Genomic DNA, 22,584 nt, shown 5'->3' on the forward strand with positions numbered 1-22,584 from the left:
CTGCTCACTAACCTTCGCGCCTCGCCACCAAATCGTTCACAGGTCCTGCTGGTCCGGCCGATTGTTCGGCCTTGAATTCAGCCAGAAGCCGAGCTTCCTCTTTTGAAAGCTGGCGATCCACAAGCAAATCCGGGCGGCGCAACCAGGTGCGGCCCAATGCCTGCTTCAGGCGCCAGCGCCTAATGTTGGCATGATTTCCCGAAAGCAGAACTTCCGGAACCGCCATGCCGCGGTAATCTTCAGGACGAGTGTAATGCGGGCAATCGAGCAACCCGTCCACAAACGAATCTTCTGCTGCACTGGCCTGCGTATTGAGCACGCCGGGCCACAGCCTTGCCACTGCATCGATCAGCACCATCGCGGGCAGCTCGCCCCCCGACAGCACGTAATCGCCGATGGAGATTTCCTCATCCACCTGGCGCGCAATCAGACGTTCATCCACGCCTTCATAACGGCCACACAGCAAAATCAGTCCATCCAGTGCGGCCAGTTCGGCCACCCTGGCATGCGTCAGCGGCGCACCCTGCGGCGACAGGTAAATCACCCGCGGGGTAACGCCTGCGGCAATCTGCCTGGCTTTGGCTGCTTCCAGACTTTGTTCCAGCGGTTCCGGCTGCATCACCATGCCGGGGCCGCCACCAAACGGGCGATCATCGACACGACGGTAATTGTCGCTGGTGAAATCGCGCGGGTTCCAGGCATGCAATGCGAAGATGCCCAGCTCCACTGCCCGTCGTGTCACACCGCTTTTGGTCACGGCATCGAACATTTCCGGGAACAGCGTCACGACATCGATCTGCCGTGTCACCGCTTGCGTGTCAGTCAAACGACCATCGCTCAGTAATCCAGGCCCCAGTCGACGGTGATGCTTCCTGCATCAAGGTCAACCTTCAGCACCACGTGGCCAACGAAGGGCAACAGGCGTTCCGTTGCACCATCCATCACCACCAGCACATCGTTGGCACCGGTTTCAAACAGCTTGTCGACCACGCCCAGGCTTTCGCCCTGCGTATTGACGACCGCGAGGCCGATCAGATCGGCCCAGTAGAATTCATTGTCGCTGTCGAGTACCGGCAGCGCGCTGCGCGGCACGGCAACCTGCATGCCCTTGAGCGCAAAAGCGGCATCACGCCCTTCCACGCCTTCGAGCTGTGCAGCCAGCTTCTTGGGCTGTACATGGCCCTCGAGCACCGTGTACGCCTGCCACTTGCCATCGACACCCAGCCACCAGGTGCTGTAGTCGAGCAAACTGTCAGCGTATTCGGTGCTGGCAACGACATTGATCCAGCCACGAATGCCAAACGCCCCACTGACAAAACCCATTTCGACGAGATCACTCGGGACCTCAGCCGGCACAGGTGCCTGCGGGGCGGATGTTTTTTGCGTCACGGCCAAATCAGGCAGCCGGCTTGTAGCTCTTCAGCAGCTTGGCGACGGACTCATTCACTTGAGCGCCCACGCCAACCCAGTAGTTCACGCGGTCAAGCGCGAAACGCACGGCTTCTTCGCCTTCAACGGCTACCGGGTTGTAGAAACCCAGGCGCTCGATGAAACGGCCATCACGGCGGTTACGGGAGTCAGTGGCGACAATGTTGTAGAACGGACGGTTCTTGGCGCCGCCGCGGGAAAGACGAATCACGACCATTTTCAGTATCCAGTATCGAAATCGGTTAATGCGAAACCCGCGATTGTACGGGAACAACGCAAGCAGGCACAAGCAAAAACGCCGTGCGGTATCAATTTATGCAGAAAAATGAGGCGCTTGCGTGCATTCTGCACCACACAAGCGCCGCGGAGCCGGCGGTTTACATGCCGGGCAACATACCCTTCATGCCCTTGAGGCCCTTCATCATTTTCATCATGCCGCCGCCCGAGAACTGCTTCATCATCTTCTGCGTGTCCTCGAACTGCTTGAGCAGGCGGTTGACTTCCTGCACCGAAACGCCGGCACCCGCCGCGATGCGGCGCTTGCGGCTGGCCTTGAGCAGTTCCGGCTTGCGGCGCTCCAGCGGGGTCATCGAATTGATGATGCCCTCGATACGCGCCACCGATTTGTCGGTGACCTGGCTGCTGGCCATCTCGGCCATCTGGCCCATGCCCGGCAGCTTGTCGAGCAGCGCCGACATGCCGCCCATTTTCTTCATCTGGCCAATCTGCGTCTTGAAGTCTTCCAGGTCGAAGCCCTTGCCGGACTTGACCTTCTTCATCATTTTCAGCGCTTCGGCTTCGTCGACGGTCTTCTGCACGTCTTCGATCAGGCTCAGCACGTCGCCCATGCCGAGGATACGGCTGGCCATACGGTCCGGGTAGAACGGTTCCAGCCCGGTGAGCTTTTCACCCACGCCGATGAACTTGATCGGCTTGCCGGTGACATTGCGCACCGACAGCGCAGCACCGCCGCGTGCGTCGCCGTCCATCTTGGTCAGCACCACACCGGTCAGCGGCAGCGTTTCATTGAACGCCTGTGCAGTATTGACCGCATCCTGGCCCTGCATGGCATCGACGACGAACAGGGTTTCGATCGGCTTGATCGCGGCGTGCACCGCCTTGATCTCGGCCATCATCGCCTCATCGATGGCCAGACGGCCGGCGGTATCGACGATCAGTACGTCGAAGAAATGCCGCTTGGCATGATCGAGCGCAGCCAGCGCGATATCCACCGGCTTTTGCGAGACATCGGACGGGAAGAATGCCACGTCGATCTGCGCAGCCACGGTTTTGAGCTGCTCGATGGCCGCAGGGCGGTAGACGTCACCGGAAACCAGCAGCACTTTCTTCTTGTGTTCTTCCTTCAGGCGCTTGGCGAGCTTGCCCGAGGTGGTGGTCTTGCCCGCCCCCTGCAAACCGGCCATCAGGATCACCGCAGGCGGCTGCGCAGCCAGGTTGAGGGCATCGTTCTGCACCCCCATCAGCTTGGTCAGCTCTTCGTAGACCACGCCGATGAAGGCCTGGCCCGGCGTGAGGCTGCCCACCACGTCCTGGCCCAGTGCCCGCACCTTGACGTCCGCAATGAACGCCTTGACCACCGGCAGCGCAACGTCGGCTTCCAGCAGCGCCATGCGCACTTCGCGCAGCGCGTCCTGGATGTTTTCTTCACTCAGGCGTGCGTTGCCACGCAGATTCTTGATCACGCCACCAAGGCGGTTGGAGAGGTTCTCCAGCATTGCAATTCCCTTTTCCGGAACGCGCCGTAGGGTGGGCGCGCTCTGCTAGACTGTGTATCCCGACATTCTACCCGATTTGGCTTCGTGACCTGGCTTGCACCGATCGCCCTCGTGCTCTATCTCGCCCTCGGCTGGCAATTCTATCGCAGCCGGCTCAGCCGGCGCGCGCCAGCCTACCCAAGCGTCGAGCATACACTGCTGACACTGGCACTGGCGCTGCACGGGCTGGCATTGTGGCCAGGCTTCATCGCACTGCCGCTGCACTTCGGCGCGGCCGAGGCGCTGTCGCTGACTGCCTGGCTGGCCATGCTGGTCTACCTGGTGGGCCACCTGGCCTACCAGCTCGAGGGCATACAGCCGGCACTACTGGGCATGGTTGCGCTGCTGCTGGCGGCCAGCATCGTGCTGCCACAAGGCCATGCGCTCGGCTATCCGCAGAATATCGTGTCGCGGCTGCATTTTTTCTCCGCCATGCTCGCCTACGCGGTGCTGGCCATCGCCACCGGCGTGGCGGTGCTGATCCGCATGGCGGATCGCCGCCTTCACAAGGCCGCCGCCAACCTGCTGGTGCAAACGCTCCCGCCGCTACTGGCGCTGGAAAGACTGCTGTTTGCCTGCGTCTACGCCGGCTTCGCACTGCTGAGCGTAGCGCTGATCACCGGCACCTTCTATGCAGAACACATCTATGGCCCGCACCGCGGGCTATGGCACAAGGCGATTTTCTCGGCACTGGCCTGGCTGGCATACGGCGGGCTGATTTTTGGCCGCGTGCGTTCCGGCTGGCGCGGCCAGCGGGCTGCCAACTGGGCGCTGGCCGGCTTTGCGCTGCTGTTGCTCGGCTATATCGGCACCCGGCTGGTGCTGGACGCAATCTTGCAGCGCCCCTGACAGACACCGCTATACTCACGCAATCCTGCCGCCGGACCCGCGAACTTGGACGATATACCGCTTTCCGCTCTCGTCATCGGCCTGTGCATCTGCCTGCTGATTTCGGCGTTTTTTTCCGGTTCGGAAACCGCCATGATGGCGATCAACCGCTACCGGCTGGCCAGCAAGGCACGGCAAGGCCACCGCGCCGCGCTGCGCACGCAGGTGCTGCTCGATCAGACCGAAAAACTGCTGTCGGTGATCCTGCTGGGCAATACACTGGCCAACACCGGCTCGGCCACGCTGTCGGCGCTGATCGCCGCCAAGCTGTTTGTCGACAACGAAGCAGCCATCGGCGTGTCGGCGGTGCTGGTTGCCTTCATCATCCTGGTGTTTGCCGAGGCCACGCCCAAGGTGATCGCGGCCACCCACCCGGAAAAATTTGCCTTTGCCACCAGCGCGCCGCTCACGCTGCTGTTGCGGGTATTCCAGCCTGCAGTGTGGTTCGTCAATTTGTTTGTCGGCGGCATGCTGCAGTTGCTGCGGCTGAACCAGCGCAATCATGGCCAGCAGGCATTGGCGCCGGAGGAGCTGCGGCTGCTGGTGCTCGAATCGGGCAAGTACATCCAGAAGAAGCATCAGTCCGTGCTGCTCAACCTGCTGGAGCTGGGCAGCATTACCGTCGACGACGTGATGACGCCGCGCCACCAGATGGAAATGGTCGACCTGGATACCCCGGCCGACGAGCTGCGCCGGCAGTTGTTTACCAGCCATCATTCGCGGCTGCCGGTTTATTCCGGCAATCCGGACGATATTCTGGGCATCCTGCATGTGCGCAAGGTGCTATCACTGAAAGAAGAAGAAATAGACAGCGATGCCATCCGCGCGCTGACACGCAGTACGTACTTCGTACCATCCGGCACACCGCTGTTTACCCAATTGCAAAATTTCCAGGAAAACCGCCGTCGCCTCGGCATGGTGGTCGATGAATATGGCGAGCTGCTGGGCCTGGTGGCACTGGAAGATATCCTTGAGCAGATCATCGGCGAATTCACCACCAATGCGCCGCAAGCGGGGCTGCGCTTTGAAAAGCAGCCGGATAACACCTATTTGCTGGACGGCGCAACCAGCCTGCGCGAATTGAACCGCAAACTGAAACTGGCATTGCCGACGGACGGACCCAAAACCTTGAACGGGCTGATTCTAGAGTATTTTGAAGAAATTCCAGACGCAGGCACCTGTTTCGTATTGGCGGGGGAACGGCTGGAAATCGTGCAGACACAGGATCGCAGCATAAGAATGGTGCGTCTTTACCCACACTTGTAAGCCACAAATGCAGATGGGAGCTACGAGCCCGCATCGATTTGCTAGACTGCAGAAAATTGCCGACGGAAGGTGGCAATCTCTCCGACAAGGTTAACAAATGGCAATTGCGCAAACACCCCAAAAGTTCAGACGCCCAAGACCATGACCACAGCCCCCATTTCCGGCCTGGCCCGCTTGCTGGTGCAACACGGACGGCTTGTTGAAGCCGATGCCGAAGCAGTCCAGCACTCGGCAACCAGCAACAAGCTGTCATTCATCGAACAGCTGATACAGAGCAGGAAAATGTCCGCCAAAGATGTGGCGGAATTCAGCTCGCAGGCGTTCGGCTATCCCTTGCTCGATCTGGACAAGATCGACACCGGCTACATCCCGGTCGGCGTGATGGATCACAAGGTGATGCAGGGGCAGCGCATCGTGCCGCTGTTCAAACGCGGCACCAAATTGTTCATCGGCCTGTCGGACATCACCAACCTGCAGGCGATGGAAGAAGTACGTTTCCAGAGCGGCATGCAGGTCGAGCCCATCGTGGTCGAGGACAGCAAGCTTGCTGCCCTGCTCGACAAGCTGGTGGAAGCCAGTGGCGCCAACCTGAAAAACCTCGAGGTTGATGAAGCAGACCTCGAAATCACCGGTGGCGACGATGGTGGCGACAAGGGCGATACGGTCAATACCGATGTCGACGATGCGCCAGTGGTCAAATACCTGCAGAAAATCCTGCTGGATGCAATCAATGGCGGCGCATCCGATATCCATTTCGAACCCTATGAAAAGTATTACCGCATCCGCTACCGCCAGGATGGTGTATTGCGGGAAGTGGCCCAGCCACCATTGGCGATCAAGGAAAAGATCGCCTCGCGGATCAAGGTGATTTCCAAGCTGGATATTTCGGAAAAGCGCATTCCGCAGGATGGCCGGATGAAGCTGGTGCTATCCAAGACCCGCGCCATCGATTTCCGGGTCTCCACGCTGCCCACGCTGCATGGCGAAAAGATCTGTATGCGGATTCTGGACCCGACCTCAGCGCAACTGGGGATCGACGCATTGGGCTACGAACCGGAACAGAAAGCAGCCATGCTCAACGCCGTCAACCGGCCCTATGGCATGGTGCTGGTGACCGGGCCGACCGGCTCGGGCAAAACGGTGTCGCTCTATACCTGCCTGAATATCCTGAACCAGCCCGGCACCAATATCTCCACCGCAGAAGACCCGGCTGAAATCAACTTGCCCGGCGTGAATCAGGTCAACGTGAACGACAAGGCCGGGCTGACCTTCCCGGTAGCGCTGAAGGCGTTTCTGCGGCAAGACCCGGACATCATCATGGTGGGTGAAATCCGCGACCTGGAAACCGCCGACATTGCGATCAAGGCGGCGCAAACCGGCCACATGGTGTTCTCCACGCTGCACACCAATGATGCTCCGGGAACACTGACGCGTTTGCTGAACATGGGTGTGGCGCCGTTCAACGTGGCTTCGTCGGTGATCCTGATCACCGCGCAGCGGCTGGCGCGCAAGCTGTGCACCAGTTGCAAGACACCGGTAGACATTCCGCACCAGGCGCTGCTGGATGCCGGCTTCAAGGAAAGCGATCTGGATGGCAGCTGGACACCCTACAAGGCGGTGGGATGCGATCTATGCAAGAACACCGGCTACAAGGGCCGCGTGGGTATTTATCAGGTGATGCCCATCACCGATGAAATGAACCGTATCATCATGACCAACGGCAATGCGATCGACATTGCCGACCAGGCACGGCGTGAAGGCATCAACGACCTGCGACAATCCGGCCTCGTCAAGGTGAAGCATGGCATGACGTCGCTGGATGAAGTCATGGCCGTGACCAACGAATAATAGAGGGGAGCAGCATGGGAACGAAGGCGAGAGCTGTAGCGGTCAAGGAACACACGTTTGCGTGGGAAGGGCGTGACCGCGCCGGCAAAACCATCAAGGGTGAAATGCGCGCAACCGGCGAGGCGGTGATCAAAAGCCAGTTGCGCCGTCAGGGCATCAACGTGGTGAAGGTCAAGCGCAACCGCAGAGGGCCGGGCGGGCGCATCACCGAAACGGACATCGCGATGTTCACCCGCCAGTTGGCCACCATGATGAAATCCGGCGTGCCGCTGCTGACCTCGTTCGACATCGTTGCCAAAGGGCACTCGAATGCATCCGTCACCCGGCTGCTGATGGAAATCAAGACTGACATCGAAACCGGTTCGTCGCTGACCACCGCGTTCCGCAAGCACCCTGCCTACTTTGATGCCTTGTATTGCAACCTGGTCCAGGCCGGTGAGCAGGCCGGCATTCTGGATAGCCTGCTAGCGCGGCTGGCCACCTACAAGGAAAAAATCCTCGGGGTGAAAAAGAAGATCAAGTCGGCGCTGTTTTATCCGACCGCGGTGATCGTCGCTGCGTTCGTGATTACCGCGGTGATCATGATTTTCGTGATTCCGGCGTTCAAGGACCTGTTCTCCAGTTTTGGCGCCGACCTGCCCTACCCAACCCAGGTTGTGATCATCATCTCGGATGCCTTCGTTTCATACTGGTGGATCATTTTCGGCGCCATTTTTGGTGGCTTCTTCCTGTTCATGAAAGCGTGGCGGCGCTCCGAAGCAATGCAAATCTTCATGGATCGCCTGATGCTCAAGCTGCCGGTGCTGGGGGAAATCATGAAGAACGCCACGCTGGCGCGCTGGGCGCGCACACTGGCCACCATGTTTGCTGCCGGTGTGCCGCTGGTGGAATCACTCGATTCTGTGGGCGGTGCATCCGGCAACTACGTTTACCGGCTGGCCACCCGGAAAATACAGTCCGAAGTCACCACGGGCACCAGCCTGACGGTGGCGATGCAAAATGCCAACGTATTCCCCAACATGATGCTGCAGATGGTGTCCATCGGCGAGGAATCGGGCGCACTGGACGCGATGCTGGGCAAAGTGGCCGACTTCTATGAGGAAGAAGTCGACAACGCGGTGGAGGCGCTCTCCAGCCTGATGGAACCCATCATCATGGTGGTGCTGGGCACGCTGATCGGCGGCCTGGTGGTGGCCATGTACCTGCCCATCTTCAAAATGGGCGAAGCAGTTGGTTGATATGGATTATTCGATCTTGTTTGCAAACCCGCCGGTGTTCGGCGGGTTTTTGTTACTGCTGGGCTTGCTGGTCGGCAGTTTTCTGAATGTGGTCATCCATCGCATTCCCAAAATGATCGAAGCCGAATTCCGGCATGACTGTTCGTGCATCGATCTACCCATCGATGCGCCTGCACCGGCAAAACCGCGCTACAACCTGGTGGTGCCCCGCTCAGCCTGCCCGCATTGCGGCCATCAGATCACTGCGCTGGAAAACATCCCCGTCATCAGTTATCTGGTGCTGCGCGGCCGTTGCCGTGAGTGTGGCGCCCACATCAGCCTGCGCTATCCAGCGGTGGAACTGCTGACCGGCCTGCTGACCGCCGTGGTCGGGCTGCATTCTGGCGCCGGGATGCTTGCGGTTGGTGCCATTGCCATGACCTGGCTGCTGATTGCGCTGATTTTCATCGACGCGGATACCTACCTGCTGCCGGACAGCTTGACCTTGCTGCTGCTGTGGCTGGGCTTGCTGTTCAACTTGTATGGCGGGTTCGTGCCGTTGCCGCAGGCAGTAGTGGGCGCGGCAGCCGGCTATTTGCTGCTGTGGGGGGTGTTCTGGGCATTCAAACTGACCACCGGCAAGGAAGGCATGGGCTACGGTGATTTCAAGCTGCTGGCAGCATTGGGCGCATGGTTTGGCTGGATGGCGTTGCCGGTGATCGTGCTGCTGTCGTCCTTGGCAGGTGCGGTCATCGGCATCGGGCTGGTGGTTGCAGCCAAGCGTGGTTTTGGCAAGCCGATGCCGTTTGGCCCTTATCTGGGCATCGCAGGCTGGCTGTACCTGATATGTGGCCAGCAACTGCAGCAAGCCCTGTTCCAGTTTCACTGACATGCGCATAATCGGGCTCACCGGCGGTATCGGCAGCGGCAAATCAACCGTTGCCGAGCTGTTTGCGCAGCACGGTGTGCCGGTGATCGATACCGACCAGATCGCCCACGCATTGACGCGGCCACCGTCGACAGTGCTTGATGACATCGCCAGCACGTTCGGTCGCGATTTCATCGCCGGCGACGGCAGCTTGCGGCGTGACCTGATGCGCGACAAGGTTTTTGGCGATCCGGCAGCCAGACAGGCGCTTGAAGCCATCATGCACCCGGCCATCCATGCAGCAGTGGTGCATGCATTGCAGGAACTGGCCCCGGAAACGGCCTATGCCATCGTGGTGGTACCGTTGCTGTTTGAAACAGGTGATTATTCCGATATCGTCGAACGGGTGCTGGTGGTGGATTGCGGTGCGGATGCGCAGCTGGCACGGGTGCTGTTGCGGCCCGGGCTGACCCCCGCGATCGCGGCGGCCATCATGGCGCAACAATGGACATCGGCACAGCGCGTTGCTGCGGCCGATGATGTGATCGACAACCGTGCAAACCTGCAAAGCCTGGCCGATCAGGTCGATGTAGCGCACCAGCAATATCGGCAATGGGCGAATGCCGATGAAGGCTCGCTTACAAAGCGGGTTTTCAAAACATGAACCTTGCTGCAGAATTGCATATCTTTGGCGTTTAGGCCTGACGTGATCAACTACGAGTTTCCGATTACCGAGCGTGTGCGCACTTTGCTGCGGCTTGAGGATCTGTACGATCGAACCACGCTGTTCGTTTCGCGCGAGCACGGCCTCGACCACCACGCGGCGCTGGCCGGCATTTTCGAAATCATGGAAGTGGCCAGCCGCGCCGACCTCAAATCCGACCTGCTGCAGGAGCTGGAGCGGCAGCGCCAGGCACTGTCTGCGCTACGCAACAACCCGCATATCTCCGAAGCCGCACTGGAGCGCGTGCTGGGCGATATCGAGGAAACGCACGCACGCCTGCTGAAGATGACCGGCAAGTTCGGCCAGTACCTGCGCGACAACGAATGGCTGATGGCCGTGAAGCAGCGCATGGGCATTCCCGGTGGTGCCTGCGAGTTCGACCTGCCCGGCTATCACTACTGGCGCCAGCAATCGGCGGAGCGTCGCCGTGCCGATCTGGATCGCTGGTTTGGCCCGCTGCTGCCCATCAAGCAAGGGCTGGACATCGTGCTGCGACTGCTGCGCGATTCATCCAAGGTCAGCCACTACACGGCGCGTAATGGGCATTTCCAGCAGATGTCCGGCGGCAAGAGCATACAGCTGCTGCGTGTGAGCCTGCCTCCCGATCTGCCCGCCATTCCGGAGCTTTCCGCCAACCGTTACGCGATCAATATCCGTTTTGTATTGCCATCCACGTCGGGCGAACGCGCCAAGGTGGTGGAGTCGGATATCGATTTTGCACTGGGTTACTGCAACCTCTGATCATGGCCCGTTTAGTCATCTGCCCCACCTGCGGGGAACGTCACCTCTATAGCACCAGCAATGCCTTCAGGCCGTTTTGCAGCGAGCGCTGCAAGCTGGTGGATCTGGGCGCCTGGGCGGAAGAGCGTTATCGCATTCCCGTCGCAGCACCGCTGGACCCGGATTTCGATTATCAGCAGCTCGATCCGGACCAGCTGGGCCGCAACTGACGCCCGTTCATCATCCCGTCACAAGCAAGTCACCGGCTCTTCACACTTCAGTCATCGCACCGTCATCGCAACCGCTTAGTTTTGTCTTACTCGCAGGAGGAAAGACTTATGCTACAGCAGCTGCATTCGACAACCAGCAAAACACCCAGACGGCCCCTGTCCGTCGTACTGGCACGCCACGAAGATCAGGTGCGCTCAGCCCAGAAATTACGCTACAAGGTATTCGCCGAGGAAATGGGTGCCCGCCTGCCCAGCCGCGACGGCCGCATCGATCGCGACCTATTCGACCCCTATTGCGATCACCTGCTGGTGCAGGATGACGAAACTGGCGAAGTCGTCGGTACCTACCGCATCCTGCCGCCAACGCAGGCCAAGAAACTGGGCAGCTACTACTCCGACACCGAATTCGATCTGACCCGCCTTGCGCAACTGCGCCCGGAGCTGGTGGAAGTGGGCCGTTCCTGTGTGCACCCGGACTACCGTACCGGGGCCACCATCGCGCTGTTGTGGTCCGGCCTGGCCGACTACATGCAGGCACGCAACCATAGCTACCTGATCGGCTGCGCCAGCGTATCGCTGATCGATGGCGGCCATCTGGCAGCCAGCCTGTACCGCAAGTTGGCCGACAAGCACCTGGGGCCGGTGGAATGGCGCGTGTTCCCGCGTTGCCCGCTCCCGCTGGCTGCGCTGAACCAGAAACTTGATGCCGAGGTACCGCCGCTGATCAAGGGCTACCTGCGCGCCGGTGCGATGATCTGCGGCGAGCCCGCGTGGGATCCCGATTTCAATACCGCAGATCTCTTCGTACTGCTACCGATGCAGAAAGTCGACGAGCGGTATGCAAAGCACTTTATCCGCTGATGTTTGGCAATAGCCACATAGCACGATGCCCACGGAGCGGCTAGAATCCGGGGAACTTTTCCTCTCCCTTCCGAGCCTGCCGCCTCCGGTTATGCCTGTCTTCGTTCTGCGCCCCTACCGCCTCTGTCGCTTCCTGTTTCACGTATTGCGCGGCATGGCAACCGTGGCGTGGCGCTTTCCCGGGCTCGACCAGGCCGGCCGCGTTGCGCATATCCAGCGCTGGTCCACCCAGCTGACACGCATACTCGGCATCAGCGTGCGCGTGCAGGGCGTGGTACCGGGCGTTTACCCCGCCAATCACCTGCTGATCTCCAATCATATTTCCTGGCTGGATATCTTCGTGCTGAACGCGGTGACGGTATCGCGCTTCGTTGCCAAGGCAGAAATCCGCAACTGGCCCGTGGTGGGTCGCCTGTGCCTGGGGACCGGTACGCTGTTCATCGAACGCGAACGCAAGCGCGATACCGCACGGGTGGGTCAGGATATGCTGGCCGCGCTGCAGGCCGGCCACTGCCTGGCGGTATTCCCCGAGGGCACCACCAGTGATGGTCAGGCAGTACTGCCCTTCCGCTCGTCGCTACTGCAAGCTGCGGTGGACGGCAATACCACGCTGCAACCGGTTTACCTGCGCTACTGCAACGCGCAGGGCCAGCGTTGCGGACTTGCCGCGTACATCGACGACATCAGTATCGGCCGCTCGCTATGGCGCATCCTGGGCAACCGTGGTCTGACGGTGGAAATCAATTTCCTGTCCCCGCTATCGCCGGAACAGCAGGATCGCCGCAGTCTCACCCGCACCCTGGAAGCACGCATCCAGGCCGCGCACACCGCGCTGGATGCACATAACCGGCCTCACTCGCCGACGGACTGATATACCTGCTGCGCCGGAACCTGAAACAGCTGACCACTATCGAGATCGATCCCGGTCAGCGCACCACCCCAGATACAACCGGTATCGAGCGCGCAAACAGTGGCATCGTGATGCAGGCCCAGCGCCGACCAATGCCCACACACCACACGTGGGCCCGGTTGCCGCGCCGGCCAGTCGAACCACGGCAGCAAGCCGGCCGGTGCGTTGGCTATCTCGCCCTTGTACTTGAGCTGCAATGCGCCATCGGCACCGACAAACCGCATGCGCGTCATTGCATTGATCACGAAACGCAGACGGTCCGTGCCACGCAACCCTTCGTCCCAATGTGACGGCTGATTGCCATACATATCCGGCAAGAAAGTGCGCCAGTCCGGTCCGGCCAGCACCGCGGCCGCTTCGTCTGCCAGCGCCTGCGCCCGCGCCGGCGCCCAGCCCGGCCATACGCCGGCGTGTGCGATCAATGCGTCCGGCAAGGTGATCATCAGCGGCTGATGGCGCAGATAATCGACGAACGTATCGAGCTCCGGCGCGGCCAGCACGGCATCGAGCGTATCGCCGGCCTTCTGTTTAGCCAGCCCGGCCGCGACTGCCAACAGGTGCAGGTCATGATTGCCCAGCACGGTCCGCGCTGCCTGGCGGTGTTGCAGCATCCAGTGCAACATGCCGAGCGAATCCGGTCCGCGGTTGACGAGATCGCCGACCAGATAAACCGTATCCAACTCCGCATTGAAATCCATGCAGTCGAGCAACTGAGTAAATTCGGCAAAACATCCCTGCACATCGCCGATTGCATACCGCGCCATAGGCAAACACCCACTACAATGAAATCACCGTTCTGATGAAGCCGCGTGATGCTCAGCAGCCCCCTCCCCACCCGTACAGCCTGGATTGCACACTGGCAAACACTGGAACTGCCCGTGCTGCAGTATACGCTGGAACAAATGCATGCCCTCCATGGCAAAAGTGACGATATCGGTCTGAAAGATTTGGCGGCGCTGATCGAGCACGACGCACTGTTGACGCTGCGGGTGATCCGTTTCCTGCAGGAAAATCGCCATGTCAGCCAGATCACCGATGTCAGTACGGTCGACCGCGTACTGCTGATGATCGGTGTGGAAGGCTTTTTCAAGGAATTTGCAACCAGCGAGGCACTGGAGGCGCGTCTGAACGACTTTCCATCCGCACGCGAAGGGCTGCGCCGGGTGATGGCGCGCCATTACTTTGCCGCGCGGTTGGCATGCGCGATTGCCGACCAGCGCCACGACCTGGATCCGCTGGAAGTGAAAACTGCATCACTGCTCAGCGGCCTGGCAGAAATGCTGCTGTGGCTGTCCGCTCCGCAGCTCGCTACCACCATCATGCGCAATCAGCTGCAGCAACCCGCGCTGCGCAGCCGTGACGCGCAGATCGCCGTGATCGGCCTGCCACTGATCGAACTGCAGCTGGAGCTGGCAGCACGCTGGCACCTGCCCGAGCTGCTGACACACCTGATGGATGAGAAGCGCGCGGACGAGCCGCGCGTGCGCACGGTGAGCGTTGCTACCGCCTTGGCACGGCATCTGGCCACCGGCTGGCACAACGCCGCACTACCGGACGACTACCGCATGGTTGCCGACCTGCTGTCGTGCAGCCTGGATGATGCCTACCGCCTGGTGCTGCGCTGTGCGATCAACAGCGGGCATCAGTGGCAATGGTTCCATTGCCTGCCACCGATCAGCCAACGGCCGCTGGACGCAACGCCACCACCTCAAACACAGGACGGTGGCGAAGCGGCCGCAGCAACGAGCGACGCCACACCGGATGGCATGCCCGCGGCTGTCACACCACCGGGTGACGAGCCATCCAGCGGAACGCCGCCGGCCACAGCCAAATAAAAAGGCCGGCATAAGCCGGCCTTTCTACTGTCATGAAACAGCTTATTCAGCTGCTTCAACCACTTCTGCATCTTCCGGACGGTCGATCAGTTCGACAAACGCCATCGGCGCGTTGTCGCCTGCGCGGAAACCGCACTTCAGGATACGGAGGTAGCCGCCGTTGCGGGCGGAATAACGCGGGCCAAGTACGTCGAACAGCTTGACGACGATCTCGCGATCGCGGGTGCGATCGAAGGCGAGACGACGGTTAGCCAGCGACGGTGCCTTGCCGAGGGTGATCAGCGGTTCTGCGACGCGGCGCAGTTCCTTTGCCTTCGGCAGCGTGGTTTTGATGACTTCGTGACGCAGAAGCGCATTGGCCAGGTTGCGGAGCAAAGCCTGGCGATGGCTCGACGTACGATTCAGTTTGCGATTGCCATTACGGTGACGCATTTGTCAGTTCCTTTCCGTTGGCCGCTCAGGGCTTTTCCAAGCCGGCCGGCGGCCAGTTTTCGAGGCGCATACCCAGCGACAGGCCCTTCGAAGCCAGCACTTCCTTGATTTCGTTCAAGGACTTGCGGCCTAGATTCGGCGCCTTCAAGAGTTCAGTCTCGGTGCGCTGGATCAGATCCCCGATGTAATAGATGTTTTCGGCCTTCAGGCAGTTCGCCGAACGGACGGTCAGCTCGAGGTCGTCCACCGGACGCAGCAGGATCGGATCGATCTGCGGCGCTTGCGGCTTCTCTTCCTCAACCGGCGTACCTTCGAGATCGGCGAACACAACCAGCTGATCCATCAGAATGCGTGCAGCTTGGCGCACGGCATCTTCCGGCGTCAGCACGCCGTTCGTTTCGATATCGAGGATCAGACGATCCAGGTCGGTACGCTGTTCGACACGTGCGCTCTCAACGGCATAGCTGACGCGACGGATCGGGCTGAACGACGCATCCAGCTGAATGGTGCCGATGGTGCGGTTTTCGTCATTTGCAAGACGAACCGGCGCCGGCTGGTAACCACGGCCCTTTTCGACCTTGATTTCCACATTCAATTTGCCACCGGCGGAAAGATGGGCAATCACGTGATCCGGATTGACGATCTCTACATCGTGCGGCAGCTGGATGTCGCTGGCTTTGACCACGCCTTCGCCATCCTTCACCAGTGTCAGCGTCACAGCCTCGCGGCCGTGCAGCTTGAGCACCACACCCTTCAGGTTCAACAGGATGTCGACCACGTCTTCCTGCACGCCATCCAGCGCGCTGTATTCGTGGACGACACCGTCGATCTTGACTTCGGTAGGGGCAAAGCCCGGCATCGAAGACAAGAGGATGCGGCGCAAGGCGTTACCGAGCGTATGGCCGTAACCGCGCTCGAACGGCTCCATCACCACCCGGGCTTGGGCAGCCGATTGAGCCTGCACGTCGATGATGCGCGGCTTGAGCAACTCATTAGCGAGGTTTTGCATATATTCAGTGATCCTTGGCCTGAGCGGGTTTTAGCAATTACTTGGAATAGAATTCCACCACCAGCGATTCATTCAGATCGCTGGACAGGTCGGAACGCTCCGGCGTGCTCTTGAACACACCTTCCATCTTCTTGCTTTCAACCTGCACCCAACCCGGAAAACCATTACCTTCCGCGAGGGACAGGGCCTCAACTACACGAGCTTGCTTCTGTGCTTTTTCGCGCACGGAAACGACGTCACCAGCCTTCACCTGGAAGGATGCGATGTTGACGACCTTACCGTTGACGAGAATCGCCTTGTGCGACACCAGTTGGCGCGCTTCAGCACGAGTCGAACCGAAGCCCATACGATAAACGACGTTATCGAGACGGGATTCGAGCAACTTCAGCAGGTTCTCACCAGTCGAACCTTTACGGCGGCTGGCTTCTTCAAAATAACGGCGGAACTGACGTTCCAGCACGCCGTAGATACGACGGATCTTTTGCTTCTCACGCAGGTGAACACCGTAGTCGGAAAGACGCGGTTGTTTACCGTTAGCGCCATGCTGGCCTGGGGCTTGTTCCAGCTTGCACTTGCTATCGAGCGAGCGACGGGCGCTCTTCAGGAAAAGGTCAGTCCCTTCGCGGCGTGCGAGTTTGCACTTGGGTCCAATATAACGAGCCATGAATTACTCCGGGATTAGATACGACGCTTTTTCGGCGGACGGCAGCCGTTGTGCGGCACAGGCGTCACATCCGAAATGCTGGTGATCTTGAAGCCGAGTGCGTTCAGAGCGCGCACAGCGGATTCACGACCCGGACCAGGACCCTTGATACGGACTTCAAGGTTCTTCACACCATATTCTTGGGCAACTTTACCAGCGTGCTCTGCAGCAACCTGTGCCGCAAAGGGTGTACTTTTCCGAGAGCCTTTAAAACCAGCACCGCCCGAGGTAGCCCAAGAAAGTGCATTGCCTTGGCGATCGGTGATGGTAATGATCGTGTTGTTGAAGGAAGCGTGCACATGCACGATGCCTTCCGACACGCTCTTTTTGACTTTCTTGCGTACACGCACTGTGTTTGCTTTAGCCATTTACATAAATCCTTTGATTACTTGCCGGCTTATTTCTTGCCAGCAATTGCCTTGCGCGGGCCCTTGCGGGTGCGGGCGTTGGTACGCGTGCGTTGACCGCGAACCGGCAGGCCTTTGCGATGACGGAAACCACGATAGCAACCAAGGTCCATAAGACGCTTGATGCTCATCGTCACTTCACGGCGCAAATCGCCTTCGACGGTAAACTTGCCAACTTCTTCACGCAGCTTGTCCAGCTCAGCTTCACTGAGATCCTTGACCTTCTTGTTCGGCGCAATGGCAGTAGCATCGCAAATCGCGTAAGCGCGAGTGCGGCCAATGCCAAAAATCGCCTGAAGGCCGATCACAGCATGCTGGTGATTGGGAATGTTAACCCCAGCAATACGGGCCATACTTCTTTACCCCAGGTTAAAAAAGTTTTCGAGTATAACGCTAGTTGCCGATTAAAACAATCAGCCTTGGCGTTGCTTGTGCCGCGGGTCGGTGCAGATCACGCGCACAACACGGTTGCGGCGAATGATTTTGCAGTTGCGGCAGATTTTCTTGACCGATGCTTGAACTCTCATCGTCTTTCCTTTCAGTCAAAATGAAATCCCGGGAGGGTTACCTCGCCCGGAATACGATGCGCGCCTTGGTCAGAGATCGTAGAGGGTAAGCACTACGGTGACTTGCCGCCAGGAAAGATGCGCTTGCGGAGCAATCACGTCTTGCCGGCGATATGACCAAGAATCACATGCCCGTTTGGAGTTGCACCCGGTGGCCAAACCTGAAACACCGGGTACCGCTCATTGCATTTGAATGACGTTGCTTCGCCACACGAAACACCTGCAGATCAGCCCTTGAAATTGGCCTTCTTCAGCAAGCTTTCATACTGGTGCGACATCACGTATGACTGCATCTGTGCCATGAAATCCATGGTCACCACCACCAGAATCAGCAGCGATGTACCACCGAAGTAAAACGGCACGTTCCACTTCAGGATCAGAAACTCGGGAATCAGGCAGACCGTGGTGATGTAAACAGCACCGATCAGCGTCAGCTTGAGAATGAGTTTCTCGATATAACGCGCTGTATGCTCACCAGGACGATAGCCCGGGATCATCGCACCGCTCTTCTTCAGGTTATCTGCCGTTTCCTTGGGGTTGAAAACCAGGGCGGTATAGAAGTAACAGAAGAAGATGATTGCGGCAGCGTAGAACAGCACATACAGCGGCTGGCCCGGATGCAGCTTGTCGCCGATGCTCTTCATCCAGCTGAAGCGATCAAGGTTGCCTGCAGTGGACAAGGCCATTGCCGGGAACAGGATGATCGACGAAGCGAAGATGGGCGGAATCACACCGGCCATGTTCAACTTCAACGGCAGATGGGTACTTTGCGCCTGCTGGATGCGGTTGCCGACCTGGCGCTTGGCATAGTGCACGGGCACCTTGCGCTGACCACGTTCGACAAACACCACCGCTGCAGTCAGCAAGATCACGCCAACGAACAATGCCAGCACCAGCAGTACCGGCAAAGCGCCCTGGTTAGCCAAGGTCAGCGTCTTGCCGATCGCAGCGGGCACACCGGCAGCAATACCGCTGCAGATCAGGATCGAGATCCCGTTGCCCAGACCACGCTCGGTGATCTGTTCACCCAGCCACATCAGGAACATCGTACCCGTCACCAGCGTAACCACCGCGATGATGACAAACTGCGTATGCGGCACTGTCACCATTGCCGGCTGCTTGGCCAGCGACAAAGCCAGAACGGAACTCTGCACCGTAGCCAGCAATACAGTCGCATAACGCGTGTACTGCGTGATCTTGCGGCGACCAGCGTCCCCTTCCTTTTTCAGCTGCTTCAAGGTCGGGAATACTTCCGACGCAAGCTGCAAAATGATCGACGCCGAAATGTAAGGCATGATACCGATGGCAAACACGGTGGCACGCGACAGCGCGCCACCGGAGAACATGTTGAACATGTTCAACAGGCCCGCTCCATTCGAATCAAACAGCTTCAGCAGTTCATCTGTATTGATACCTGGAACCGGGATATGCGCGCCGATGCGATATACGATCAGCGCGCCTACCAGGAACCAGATCCGTTTCTTCAGATCTGCAAATTTGCTGCCTGCAGAAGCCAGAGCGGGGTTTGCCACGTTATGCCCTATTCCTTCAAAAGCCGATTAGTCGACGATGCTGCCGCCAGCTGCTTCGATCGCAGCACGTGCACCCTTGGTGGCAGCGATGCCCTTCAGCGTGACGGCGCGTTCGATCTTGCCGGACAGAATCACCTTGGCCTGGTTCGCGTGCTGCGAAACAAGACCAGCCTGCAGCAGAACCAGGAAGTCGATCTCGCTGACCGGCAACTTGCCCAGGTCCGACAGATTGACTTCAGCCGACTTGCCGGCTGCCAGCGACTTGAAACCGCGCTTCGGCAGGCGACGTTGCAGCGGCATCTGACCGCCTTCGAAGCCAACCTTGTGGAAGCCGCCAGTACGGGATTTCTGACCCTTGTGGCCGCGACCAGCGGTTTTACCCAGACCGGAGCCGATACCACGGCCCACGCGCTTCTTGGCGTGAGTCGAGCCTTCGGCCGGCTTCAGATCATTCAGAACGAGAGACATGATTAGCCCTCCACTTTCAGCAGGTAGCTGATCTTGTTGATCATGCCGCGGTTTTCCGGGGTATCGATCACTTCAGCCGACGAGTTGAGTTTCCGCAAGCCCAGGCCACGTGCCGAAGCTTTGTGGCTTTCCAGGCGACCGATCAGGCTCTTGACGAGCGTGACCTTGATCTTCTTGGAATCAGACATTACGCATCCCCCAGAATTTCTTCGACGGACTTGCCACGCTTGGCCGCGATGTCGCCTGCGGTGTACAGCTTGGAAAGGCCGTCCAGCGTTGCGCGAACAACGTTGTACGGGTTGGTCGAGCCGTGGATCTTGGCGGAGACGTTATGCACGCCACACACTTCGAACACAGCGCGCATCGGGCCACCAGCAATGATGCCGGTACCTTCCGGAGCCGGCTGCATGAACACGGTGGTCGCGCCATGCTTGCCGATTACGGTGTGCGGTACGGTACCGTTCTTCAACGGCGCCTTGAACATCTTCTTGCGTGCTTCTTCCAGAGCCTTCTGCACGGCGACCGGAACTTCCTTCGCCTTGCCCTTGCCCATGCCAACGCCGCCATCGCCATCACCGACCACGGTCAGTGCAGCGAAGCCCATGATACGACCGCCCTTGACGACTTTGGTGACGCGGTTAACGCCAACCATCTTCTCGCGAAGGCCGTCCGTACGATCTTCTACTTCATTTCTAGCCATGTTGTAGCTCCAAGCTCAATTAGAAGACGAGGCCGCCTTCACGAGCCGCGTCAGCCAGAGCCTTCACGCGACCGTGATAGTGGAAACCGGAACGATCGAACGCCACTTCCTTGACGCCGGCTGCGGCTGCTTTTTCAGCAATACGCTTGCCAACCAGGGTTGCTGCATCGACGTTGCCGCCATTCTTGATTTGACCACGCACTTCAGCCTCGAGGCTGGAAGCGGTTGCCAACACCTTGCCGCCGGTCGCATCGATGACCTGGGCGTAGATGTGGCTGTTGGTCCGGTGCACCGAAAGGCGCACCACCTTGAGCTCCGCAATCTTGGCACGGGTTTTACGTGCACGACGGAGTCGGGTTTCATTCTTGTCCATGATTCAGCCTCGATTACTTCTTCTTGGTTTCTTTCAGAACCACGACCTCATCCGAATAACGTACACCCTTGCCCTTGTAGGGTTCCGGTGCGCGGTAAGCGCGGATATCAGCAGCGACTTGACCAAGCGCATGCTTGTCAGCGCTCTTCAGGACGATTTCTGTCTGTGTCGGGGTTTCAGCCTTCACGCTCGCCGGCAGCTTGTGCGCGACGGGGTGAGAGAAGCCAAGCGTCAGATTGACAACATCACCAGCGGCTTGGGCACGATAGCCCACGCCAACCAGAGTCAGCTTGCGCTCGAAGCCCTTGGAAACACCAGTCACCATATTGTTGACCAGTGCACGCAGGGTGCCGGACATGGAACGGGAGAACTTGTCGCCGTTCTTGGCCGCGAACACAACGGAGTTGTTTTCAATTGTTACATCGACAGTACCGTTCAGCGGTTGTGTCAGCGAGCCGTTCGGGCCCTTGACAACGATTGCTGCAGCATCGACTTTGACTTCGACGCCAGCCGGGATGATTACCGGGTTTTTAGCTACGCGAGACATAGTTCATCACCTCATCAAGCGACGTAGCACAGCAGCTCACCACCAACACCGTTGGCGCGCGCTTTGCGATCTGTCATCACACCCTTGGATGTGGACAGGATCGCCACACCAAGACCATTCATTACTTGCGGAATGTCGTTCGCACCCTTGTACACGCGCAGACCCGGCTTCGAAACGCGGTCGATGCGCTCGATAACCGGACGGCCGGCGTAGTACTTGAGTTCGATCGTCAGAACCGGCTTCACATCGCTGGTTGCAGCAAACGATTCGATATAGCCTTCGTCCTGCAGCACCTTGGCGATAGCCAGCTTCAGTTTCGACGACGGCATCGCTACTTCTACCTTGGCCGCACGCTGGGCGTTACGGATGCGGGTCAGCATATCGGCGATAGGATCATGCATTGCCATGTTTCAGTTCTCCTATTACCAGCTGGCTTTCGTCATGCCGGGGATTTCACCCTTCATGGCGAGCTCGCGGAGCTTGTTGCGGCCCAGGCCGAATTTGCTGTACACGCCACGCGGACGACCGGTCAGCGAACAACGGTTATGCAAACGATGCTTGCTGGAGTTGCGCGGCAGGGCCTGCAGCTTCAGGCGAGCAGCAAAGCGATCTTCTTCGCTCACGCTCTGGTCGTTGATGGTCTTGAGCAGCGCAGCACGCTTGGCGGCGAACTTGTCGACGACGGCCTGGCGCTTCTCTTCACGTTTAATCAGTGCAAGTTTTGCCATGATCGCCTCAATTCTTGAACGGGAACTTGAAGGCAGCCAGAAGGGCGCGAGCCTCTTCGTCAGTCTTCGCGGTCGTCGTAATGGTGATGTTCATCCCGCGCAGAGCATCGATCTTGTCGTACTCGATTTCCGGGAAAATGATCTGTTCCTTCACGCCCATGTTGTAGTTGCCGCGACCATCGAAGGACTTGGCAGATACACCACGGAAGTCACGGACACGCGGCAGCGCAACCGAAACCAGGCGATCGAAGAATTCATACATCCGTTCACGGCGCAGGGTGACCTTGCAACCGACCGGATAGTCATCACGAATCTTGAAGCCAGCAATGGATTTCTTCGCCTTGGTCACGACCACTTTCTGGCCGGTGATCTTTTCCAGATCGCCCACAGCGTGTTCCATCACTTTCTTGTCAGCAACCGCTTCGCCCACGCCCATGTTCAGCGTGATTTTTTCGATGCGCGGCACTTCCATCACAGACTTGTAACCGAACTGTTCAACCAGCTTCGGCACAACTTGCTCATTGTAAATATCTTGCAGACGAGCCATGT

31 protein-coding genes are annotated in these 22,584 nt (G+C 59.0%); 11 read left to right on the forward strand and 20 right to left on the reverse strand.

All coding sequences use genetic code 11. The features are described from left to right. Window positions 1-7: 7 nt before the first annotated feature. From trmD to ffh, 4 genes are all read right to left on the reverse strand, one after another. The gene (gene trmD, locus IGB42_RS18610) at window positions 8-826 is read right to left on the reverse strand and encodes a tRNA (guanosine(37)-N1)-methyltransferase TrmD (protein ID WP_255461526.1); all 819 of its coding nucleotides are present in this window, start codon (window positions 824-826) and stop codon (window positions 8-10) included. An 11-nt stretch (window positions 827-837) separates the two neighbouring features. Further along, window positions 838-1,389, reverse strand: coding sequence for a ribosome maturation factor RimM (rimM, locus tag IGB42_RS18615; protein ID WP_159674488.1), 552 nt, complete (start codon window positions 1,387-1,389; stop codon window positions 838-840). 7 nt (window positions 1,390-1,396) lie between these two features. Further along, the gene (gene rpsP / locus IGB42_RS18620; protein ID WP_035052911.1) at window positions 1,397-1,645 is read right to left on the reverse strand and encodes a 30S ribosomal protein S16; all 249 of its coding nucleotides are present in this window, start codon (window positions 1,643-1,645) and stop codon (window positions 1,397-1,399) included. A gap of 160 nt (window positions 1,646-1,805) precedes the next feature. Further along, complete coding sequence (gene ffh, locus IGB42_RS18625; protein ID WP_159674490.1) at window positions 1,806-3,164, reverse strand: signal recognition particle protein; 1,359 nt, start codon at window positions 3,162-3,164, stop codon at window positions 1,806-1,808. An 84-nt stretch (window positions 3,165-3,248) separates the two neighbouring features. Here ffh and IGB42_RS18630 point away from each other — a divergent pair, with 84 nt between their 5' ends. The 10 genes from IGB42_RS18630 (at window position 3,249) to IGB42_RS18675 (ending at window position 12,696) form a co-directional block, all read left to right on the forward strand. Then, window positions 3,249-4,052, forward strand: a complete 804-nt coding sequence (locus IGB42_RS18630) for an inner membrane protein YpjD (protein WP_159674492.1) — start codon at window positions 3,249-3,251, stop codon at window positions 4,050-4,052. 45 nt (window positions 4,053-4,097) lie between these two features. Beyond that, window positions 4,098-5,357 (forward strand): HlyC/CorC family transporter, encoded by a 1,260-nt coding sequence (locus IGB42_RS18635; RefSeq protein ID WP_159674501.1) that lies wholly within the window; start codon window positions 4,098-4,100, stop codon window positions 5,355-5,357. Window positions 5,358-5,498: 141 nt separating this feature from the next. After that, window positions 5,499-7,205 carry a type IV-A pilus assembly ATPase PilB gene (pilB, locus tag IGB42_RS18640; protein ID WP_159674503.1) on the forward strand — a complete coding sequence of 569 codons (1,707 nt, stop codon included), beginning with the start codon at window positions 5,499-5,501 and terminating at the stop codon, window positions 7,203-7,205. 14 nt (window positions 7,206-7,219) lie between these two features. Next, on the forward strand, window positions 7,220-8,443 hold the full coding sequence (locus IGB42_RS18645; RefSeq protein ID WP_159674505.1) for a type II secretion system F family protein: 1,224 nt from the start codon (window positions 7,220-7,222) through the stop codon (window positions 8,441-8,443). Window position 8,444: 1 nt separating this feature from the next. Next, on the forward strand, window positions 8,445-9,311 hold the full coding sequence (locus tag IGB42_RS18650; RefSeq protein ID WP_159674507.1) for an A24 family peptidase: 867 nt from the start codon (window positions 8,445-8,447) through the stop codon (window positions 9,309-9,311). A 1-nt stretch (window position 9,312) separates the two neighbouring features. Then, window positions 9,313-9,954 (forward strand): dephospho-CoA kinase, encoded by a 642-nt coding sequence (coaE, locus tag IGB42_RS18655; RefSeq protein ID WP_159674509.1) that lies wholly within the window; start codon window positions 9,313-9,315, stop codon window positions 9,952-9,954. A 24-nt stretch (window positions 9,955-9,978) separates the two neighbouring features. Beyond that, on the forward strand, window positions 9,979-10,755 hold the full coding sequence (gene zapD / locus IGB42_RS18660) for a cell division protein ZapD (protein ID WP_255461528.1): 777 nt from the start codon (window positions 9,979-9,981) through the stop codon (window positions 10,753-10,755). Window positions 10,756-10,757: 2 nt separating this feature from the next. Then, complete coding sequence (locus IGB42_RS18665; protein ID WP_159674511.1) at window positions 10,758-10,964, forward strand: DNA gyrase inhibitor YacG; 207 nt, start codon at window positions 10,758-10,760, stop codon at window positions 10,962-10,964. 108 nt (window positions 10,965-11,072) lie between these two features. After that, a complete protein-coding gene (locus IGB42_RS18670; protein ID WP_159674513.1) occupies window positions 11,073-11,825 on the forward strand; it encodes a GNAT family N-acetyltransferase in 753 nt (250 codons plus the stop codon). Between the two features lie 91 nt (window positions 11,826-11,916). After that, window positions 11,917-12,696: a 1-acyl-sn-glycerol-3-phosphate acyltransferase gene (locus tag IGB42_RS18675; protein WP_159674515.1), complete on the forward strand. Its 780-nt coding sequence runs from the start codon at window positions 11,917-11,919 to the stop codon at window positions 12,694-12,696. Here the strand turns inward: IGB42_RS18675 and IGB42_RS18680 are convergent. After that, a complete protein-coding gene (locus tag IGB42_RS18680) occupies window positions 12,678-13,499 on the reverse strand; it encodes a symmetrical bis(5'-nucleosyl)-tetraphosphatase (protein WP_159674517.1) in 822 nt (273 codons plus the stop codon). The two genes, IGB42_RS18675 and IGB42_RS18680, sit on opposite strands and share 19 nt — an antisense overlap. Window positions 13,500-13,547: 48 nt before the next feature. On the opposite strand from IGB42_RS18680, the gene IGB42_RS18685 reads away from it, so the two are divergent. Then, window positions 13,548-14,570 carry an HDOD domain-containing protein gene (locus IGB42_RS18685; protein WP_255461529.1) on the forward strand — a complete coding sequence of 341 codons (1,023 nt, stop codon included), beginning with the start codon at window positions 13,548-13,550 and terminating at the stop codon, window positions 14,568-14,570. Window positions 14,571-14,612: 42 nt separating this feature from the next. On the opposite strand, the gene rplQ is transcribed toward IGB42_RS18685, so the two are convergent. From rplQ to rplE, 15 genes are all read right to left on the reverse strand, one after another. After that, window positions 14,613-15,002 carry a 50S ribosomal protein L17 gene (gene rplQ, locus IGB42_RS18690; RefSeq protein WP_159674521.1) on the reverse strand — a complete coding sequence of 130 codons (390 nt, stop codon included), beginning with the start codon at window positions 15,000-15,002 and terminating at the stop codon, window positions 14,613-14,615. Between the two features lie 25 nt (window positions 15,003-15,027). Next, on the reverse strand, window positions 15,028-16,011 hold the full coding sequence (locus tag IGB42_RS18695; RefSeq protein WP_084088518.1) for a DNA-directed RNA polymerase subunit alpha: 984 nt from the start codon (window positions 16,009-16,011) through the stop codon (window positions 15,028-15,030). Between the two features lie 37 nt (window positions 16,012-16,048). Continuing rightward, complete coding sequence (rpsD, locus tag IGB42_RS18700; protein WP_159674531.1) at window positions 16,049-16,675, reverse strand: 30S ribosomal protein S4; 627 nt, start codon at window positions 16,673-16,675, stop codon at window positions 16,049-16,051. Window positions 16,676-16,689: 14 nt separating this feature from the next. Next, window positions 16,690-17,082, reverse strand: a complete 393-nt coding sequence (rpsK, locus tag IGB42_RS18705; RefSeq protein WP_018748522.1) for a 30S ribosomal protein S11 — start codon at window positions 17,080-17,082, stop codon at window positions 16,690-16,692. Between the two features lie 29 nt (window positions 17,083-17,111). Then, complete coding sequence (rpsM, locus tag IGB42_RS18710) at window positions 17,112-17,474, reverse strand: 30S ribosomal protein S13 (protein WP_159674533.1); 363 nt, start codon at window positions 17,472-17,474, stop codon at window positions 17,112-17,114. A 60-nt stretch (window positions 17,475-17,534) separates the two neighbouring features. Further along, window positions 17,535-17,648, reverse strand: coding sequence for a 50S ribosomal protein L36 (gene rpmJ, locus IGB42_RS18715; RefSeq protein WP_018748524.1), 114 nt, complete (start codon window positions 17,646-17,648; stop codon window positions 17,535-17,537). A gap of 266 nt (window positions 17,649-17,914) precedes the next feature. Further along, window positions 17,915-19,219, reverse strand: coding sequence for a preprotein translocase subunit SecY (gene secY / locus IGB42_RS18720; protein ID WP_159674535.1), 1,305 nt, complete (start codon window positions 19,217-19,219; stop codon window positions 17,915-17,917). A gap of 27 nt (window positions 19,220-19,246) precedes the next feature. After that, window positions 19,247-19,687: a 50S ribosomal protein L15 gene (gene rplO, locus IGB42_RS18725; protein ID WP_159674537.1), complete on the reverse strand. Its 441-nt coding sequence runs from the start codon at window positions 19,685-19,687 to the stop codon at window positions 19,247-19,249. Window positions 19,688-19,689: 2 nt separating this feature from the next. After that, window positions 19,690-19,875 carry a 50S ribosomal protein L30 gene (gene rpmD / locus IGB42_RS18730; protein WP_159674539.1) on the reverse strand — a complete coding sequence of 62 codons (186 nt, stop codon included), beginning with the start codon at window positions 19,873-19,875 and terminating at the stop codon, window positions 19,690-19,692. Beyond that, entirely contained in the window at window positions 19,875-20,387 is a 513-nt protein-coding gene (gene rpsE, locus IGB42_RS18735; RefSeq protein WP_159674541.1) for a 30S ribosomal protein S5, read from the reverse strand. Before rpsE ends, rpmD begins: the two co-directional genes overlap by 1 nt. A 19-nt stretch (window positions 20,388-20,406) precedes the next feature. Beyond that, on the reverse strand, window positions 20,407-20,760 hold the full coding sequence (gene rplR / locus IGB42_RS18740; protein ID WP_159674543.1) for a 50S ribosomal protein L18: 354 nt from the start codon (window positions 20,758-20,760) through the stop codon (window positions 20,407-20,409). 13 nt (window positions 20,761-20,773) lie between these two features. Next, the gene (rplF, locus tag IGB42_RS18745) at window positions 20,774-21,307 is read right to left on the reverse strand and encodes a 50S ribosomal protein L6 (protein WP_159674545.1); all 534 of its coding nucleotides are present in this window, start codon (window positions 21,305-21,307) and stop codon (window positions 20,774-20,776) included. 14 nt (window positions 21,308-21,321) lie between these two features. Beyond that, window positions 21,322-21,714, reverse strand: coding sequence for a 30S ribosomal protein S8 (gene rpsH, locus IGB42_RS18750; RefSeq protein WP_159674547.1), 393 nt, complete (start codon window positions 21,712-21,714; stop codon window positions 21,322-21,324). Between the two features lie 15 nt (window positions 21,715-21,729). Then, complete coding sequence (rpsN, locus tag IGB42_RS18755) at window positions 21,730-22,035, reverse strand: 30S ribosomal protein S14 (protein ID WP_159674549.1); 306 nt, start codon at window positions 22,033-22,035, stop codon at window positions 21,730-21,732. 7 nt (window positions 22,036-22,042) lie between these two features. Further along, complete coding sequence (gene rplE, locus IGB42_RS18760) at window positions 22,043-22,582, reverse strand: 50S ribosomal protein L5 (RefSeq protein WP_159674551.1); 540 nt, start codon at window positions 22,580-22,582, stop codon at window positions 22,043-22,045. Window positions 22,583-22,584: the final 2 nt, after the last annotated feature.

It is taken from the genome of Andreprevotia sp. IGB-42 (genome assembly GCF_009848685.1).
In the GTDB taxonomy this organism is placed as follows: domain Bacteria; phylum Pseudomonadota; class Gammaproteobacteria; order Burkholderiales; family Chitinibacteraceae; genus Andreprevotia.

Coding starts and splice junctions, on each gene's coding strand:
- rpsP (WP_035052911.1), bottom strand. CDS start 1,645: ATGGTCGTGATTCGTCTTTCCCGCGGCGGCGCCAAGAACCGTCCGTTC.
- ffh (WP_159674490.1), bottom strand. CDS start 3,164: ATGCTGGAGAACCTCTCCAACCGCCTTGGTGGCGTGATCAAGAATCTG.
- pilB (WP_159674503.1), top strand. CDS start 5,499: ATGACCACAGCCCCCATTTCCGGCCTGGCCCGCTTGCTGGTGCAACAC.
- IGB42_RS18645 (WP_159674505.1), top strand. CDS start 7,220: ATGGGAACGAAGGCGAGAGCTGTAGCGGTCAAGGAACACACGTTTGCG.
- IGB42_RS18650 (WP_159674507.1), top strand. CDS start 8,445: ATGGATTATTCGATCTTGTTTGCAAACCCGCCGGTGTTCGGCGGGTTT.
- coaE (WP_159674509.1), top strand. CDS start 9,313: ATGCGCATAATCGGGCTCACCGGCGGTATCGGCAGCGGCAAATCAACC.
- IGB42_RS18665 (WP_159674511.1), top strand. CDS start 10,758: ATGGCCCGTTTAGTCATCTGCCCCACCTGCGGGGAACGTCACCTCTAT.
- IGB42_RS18670 (WP_159674513.1), top strand. CDS start 11,073: ATGCTACAGCAGCTGCATTCGACAACCAGCAAAACACCCAGACGGCCC.
- IGB42_RS18675 (WP_159674515.1), top strand. CDS start 11,917: ATGCCTGTCTTCGTTCTGCGCCCCTACCGCCTCTGTCGCTTCCTGTTT.
- IGB42_RS18680 (WP_159674517.1), bottom strand. CDS start 13,499: ATGGCGCGGTATGCAATCGGCGATGTGCAGGGATGTTTTGCCGAATTT.
- IGB42_RS18685 (WP_255461529.1), top strand. CDS start 13,548: ATGCTCAGCAGCCCCCTCCCCACCCGTACAGCCTGGATTGCACACTGG.
- rplQ (WP_159674521.1), bottom strand. CDS start 15,002: ATGCGTCACCGTAATGGCAATCGCAAACTGAATCGTACGTCGAGCCAT.
- IGB42_RS18695 (WP_084088518.1), bottom strand. CDS start 16,011: ATGCAAAACCTCGCTAATGAGTTGCTCAAGCCGCGCATCATCGACGTG.
- rpsD (WP_159674531.1), bottom strand. CDS start 16,675: ATGGCTCGTTATATTGGACCCAAGTGCAAACTCGCACGCCGCGAAGGG.
- rpsK (WP_018748522.1), bottom strand. CDS start 17,082: ATGGCTAAAGCAAACACAGTGCGTGTACGCAAGAAAGTCAAAAAGAGC.
- rpsM (WP_159674533.1), bottom strand. CDS start 17,474: ATGGCCCGTATTGCTGGGGTTAACATTCCCAATCACCAGCATGCTGTG.
- rpmJ (WP_018748524.1), bottom strand. CDS start 17,648: ATGAGAGTTCAAGCATCGGTCAAGAAAATCTGCCGCAACTGCAAAATC.
- rplO (WP_159674537.1), bottom strand. CDS start 19,687: ATGTCTCTCGTTCTGAATGATCTGAAGCCGGCCGAAGGCTCGACTCAC.
- rpmD (WP_159674539.1), bottom strand. CDS start 19,875: ATGTCTGATTCCAAGAAGATCAAGGTCACGCTCGTCAAGAGCCTGATC.
- rpsE (WP_159674541.1), bottom strand. CDS start 20,387: ATGGCTAGAAATGAAGTAGAAGATCGTACGGACGGCCTTCGCGAGAAG.
- rplR (WP_159674543.1), bottom strand. CDS start 20,760: ATGGACAAGAATGAAACCCGACTCCGTCGTGCACGTAAAACCCGTGCC.
- rplF (WP_159674545.1), bottom strand. CDS start 21,307: ATGTCTCGCGTAGCTAAAAACCCGGTAATCATCCCGGCTGGCGTCGAA.
- rpsH (WP_159674547.1), bottom strand. CDS start 21,714: ATGGCAATGCATGATCCTATCGCCGATATGCTGACCCGCATCCGTAAC.
- rpsN (WP_159674549.1), bottom strand. CDS start 22,035: ATGGCAAAACTTGCACTGATTAAACGTGAAGAGAAGCGCCAGGCCGTC.
- rplE (WP_159674551.1), bottom strand. CDS start 22,582: ATGGCTCGTCTGCAAGATATTTACAATGAGCAAGTTGTGCCGAAGCTG.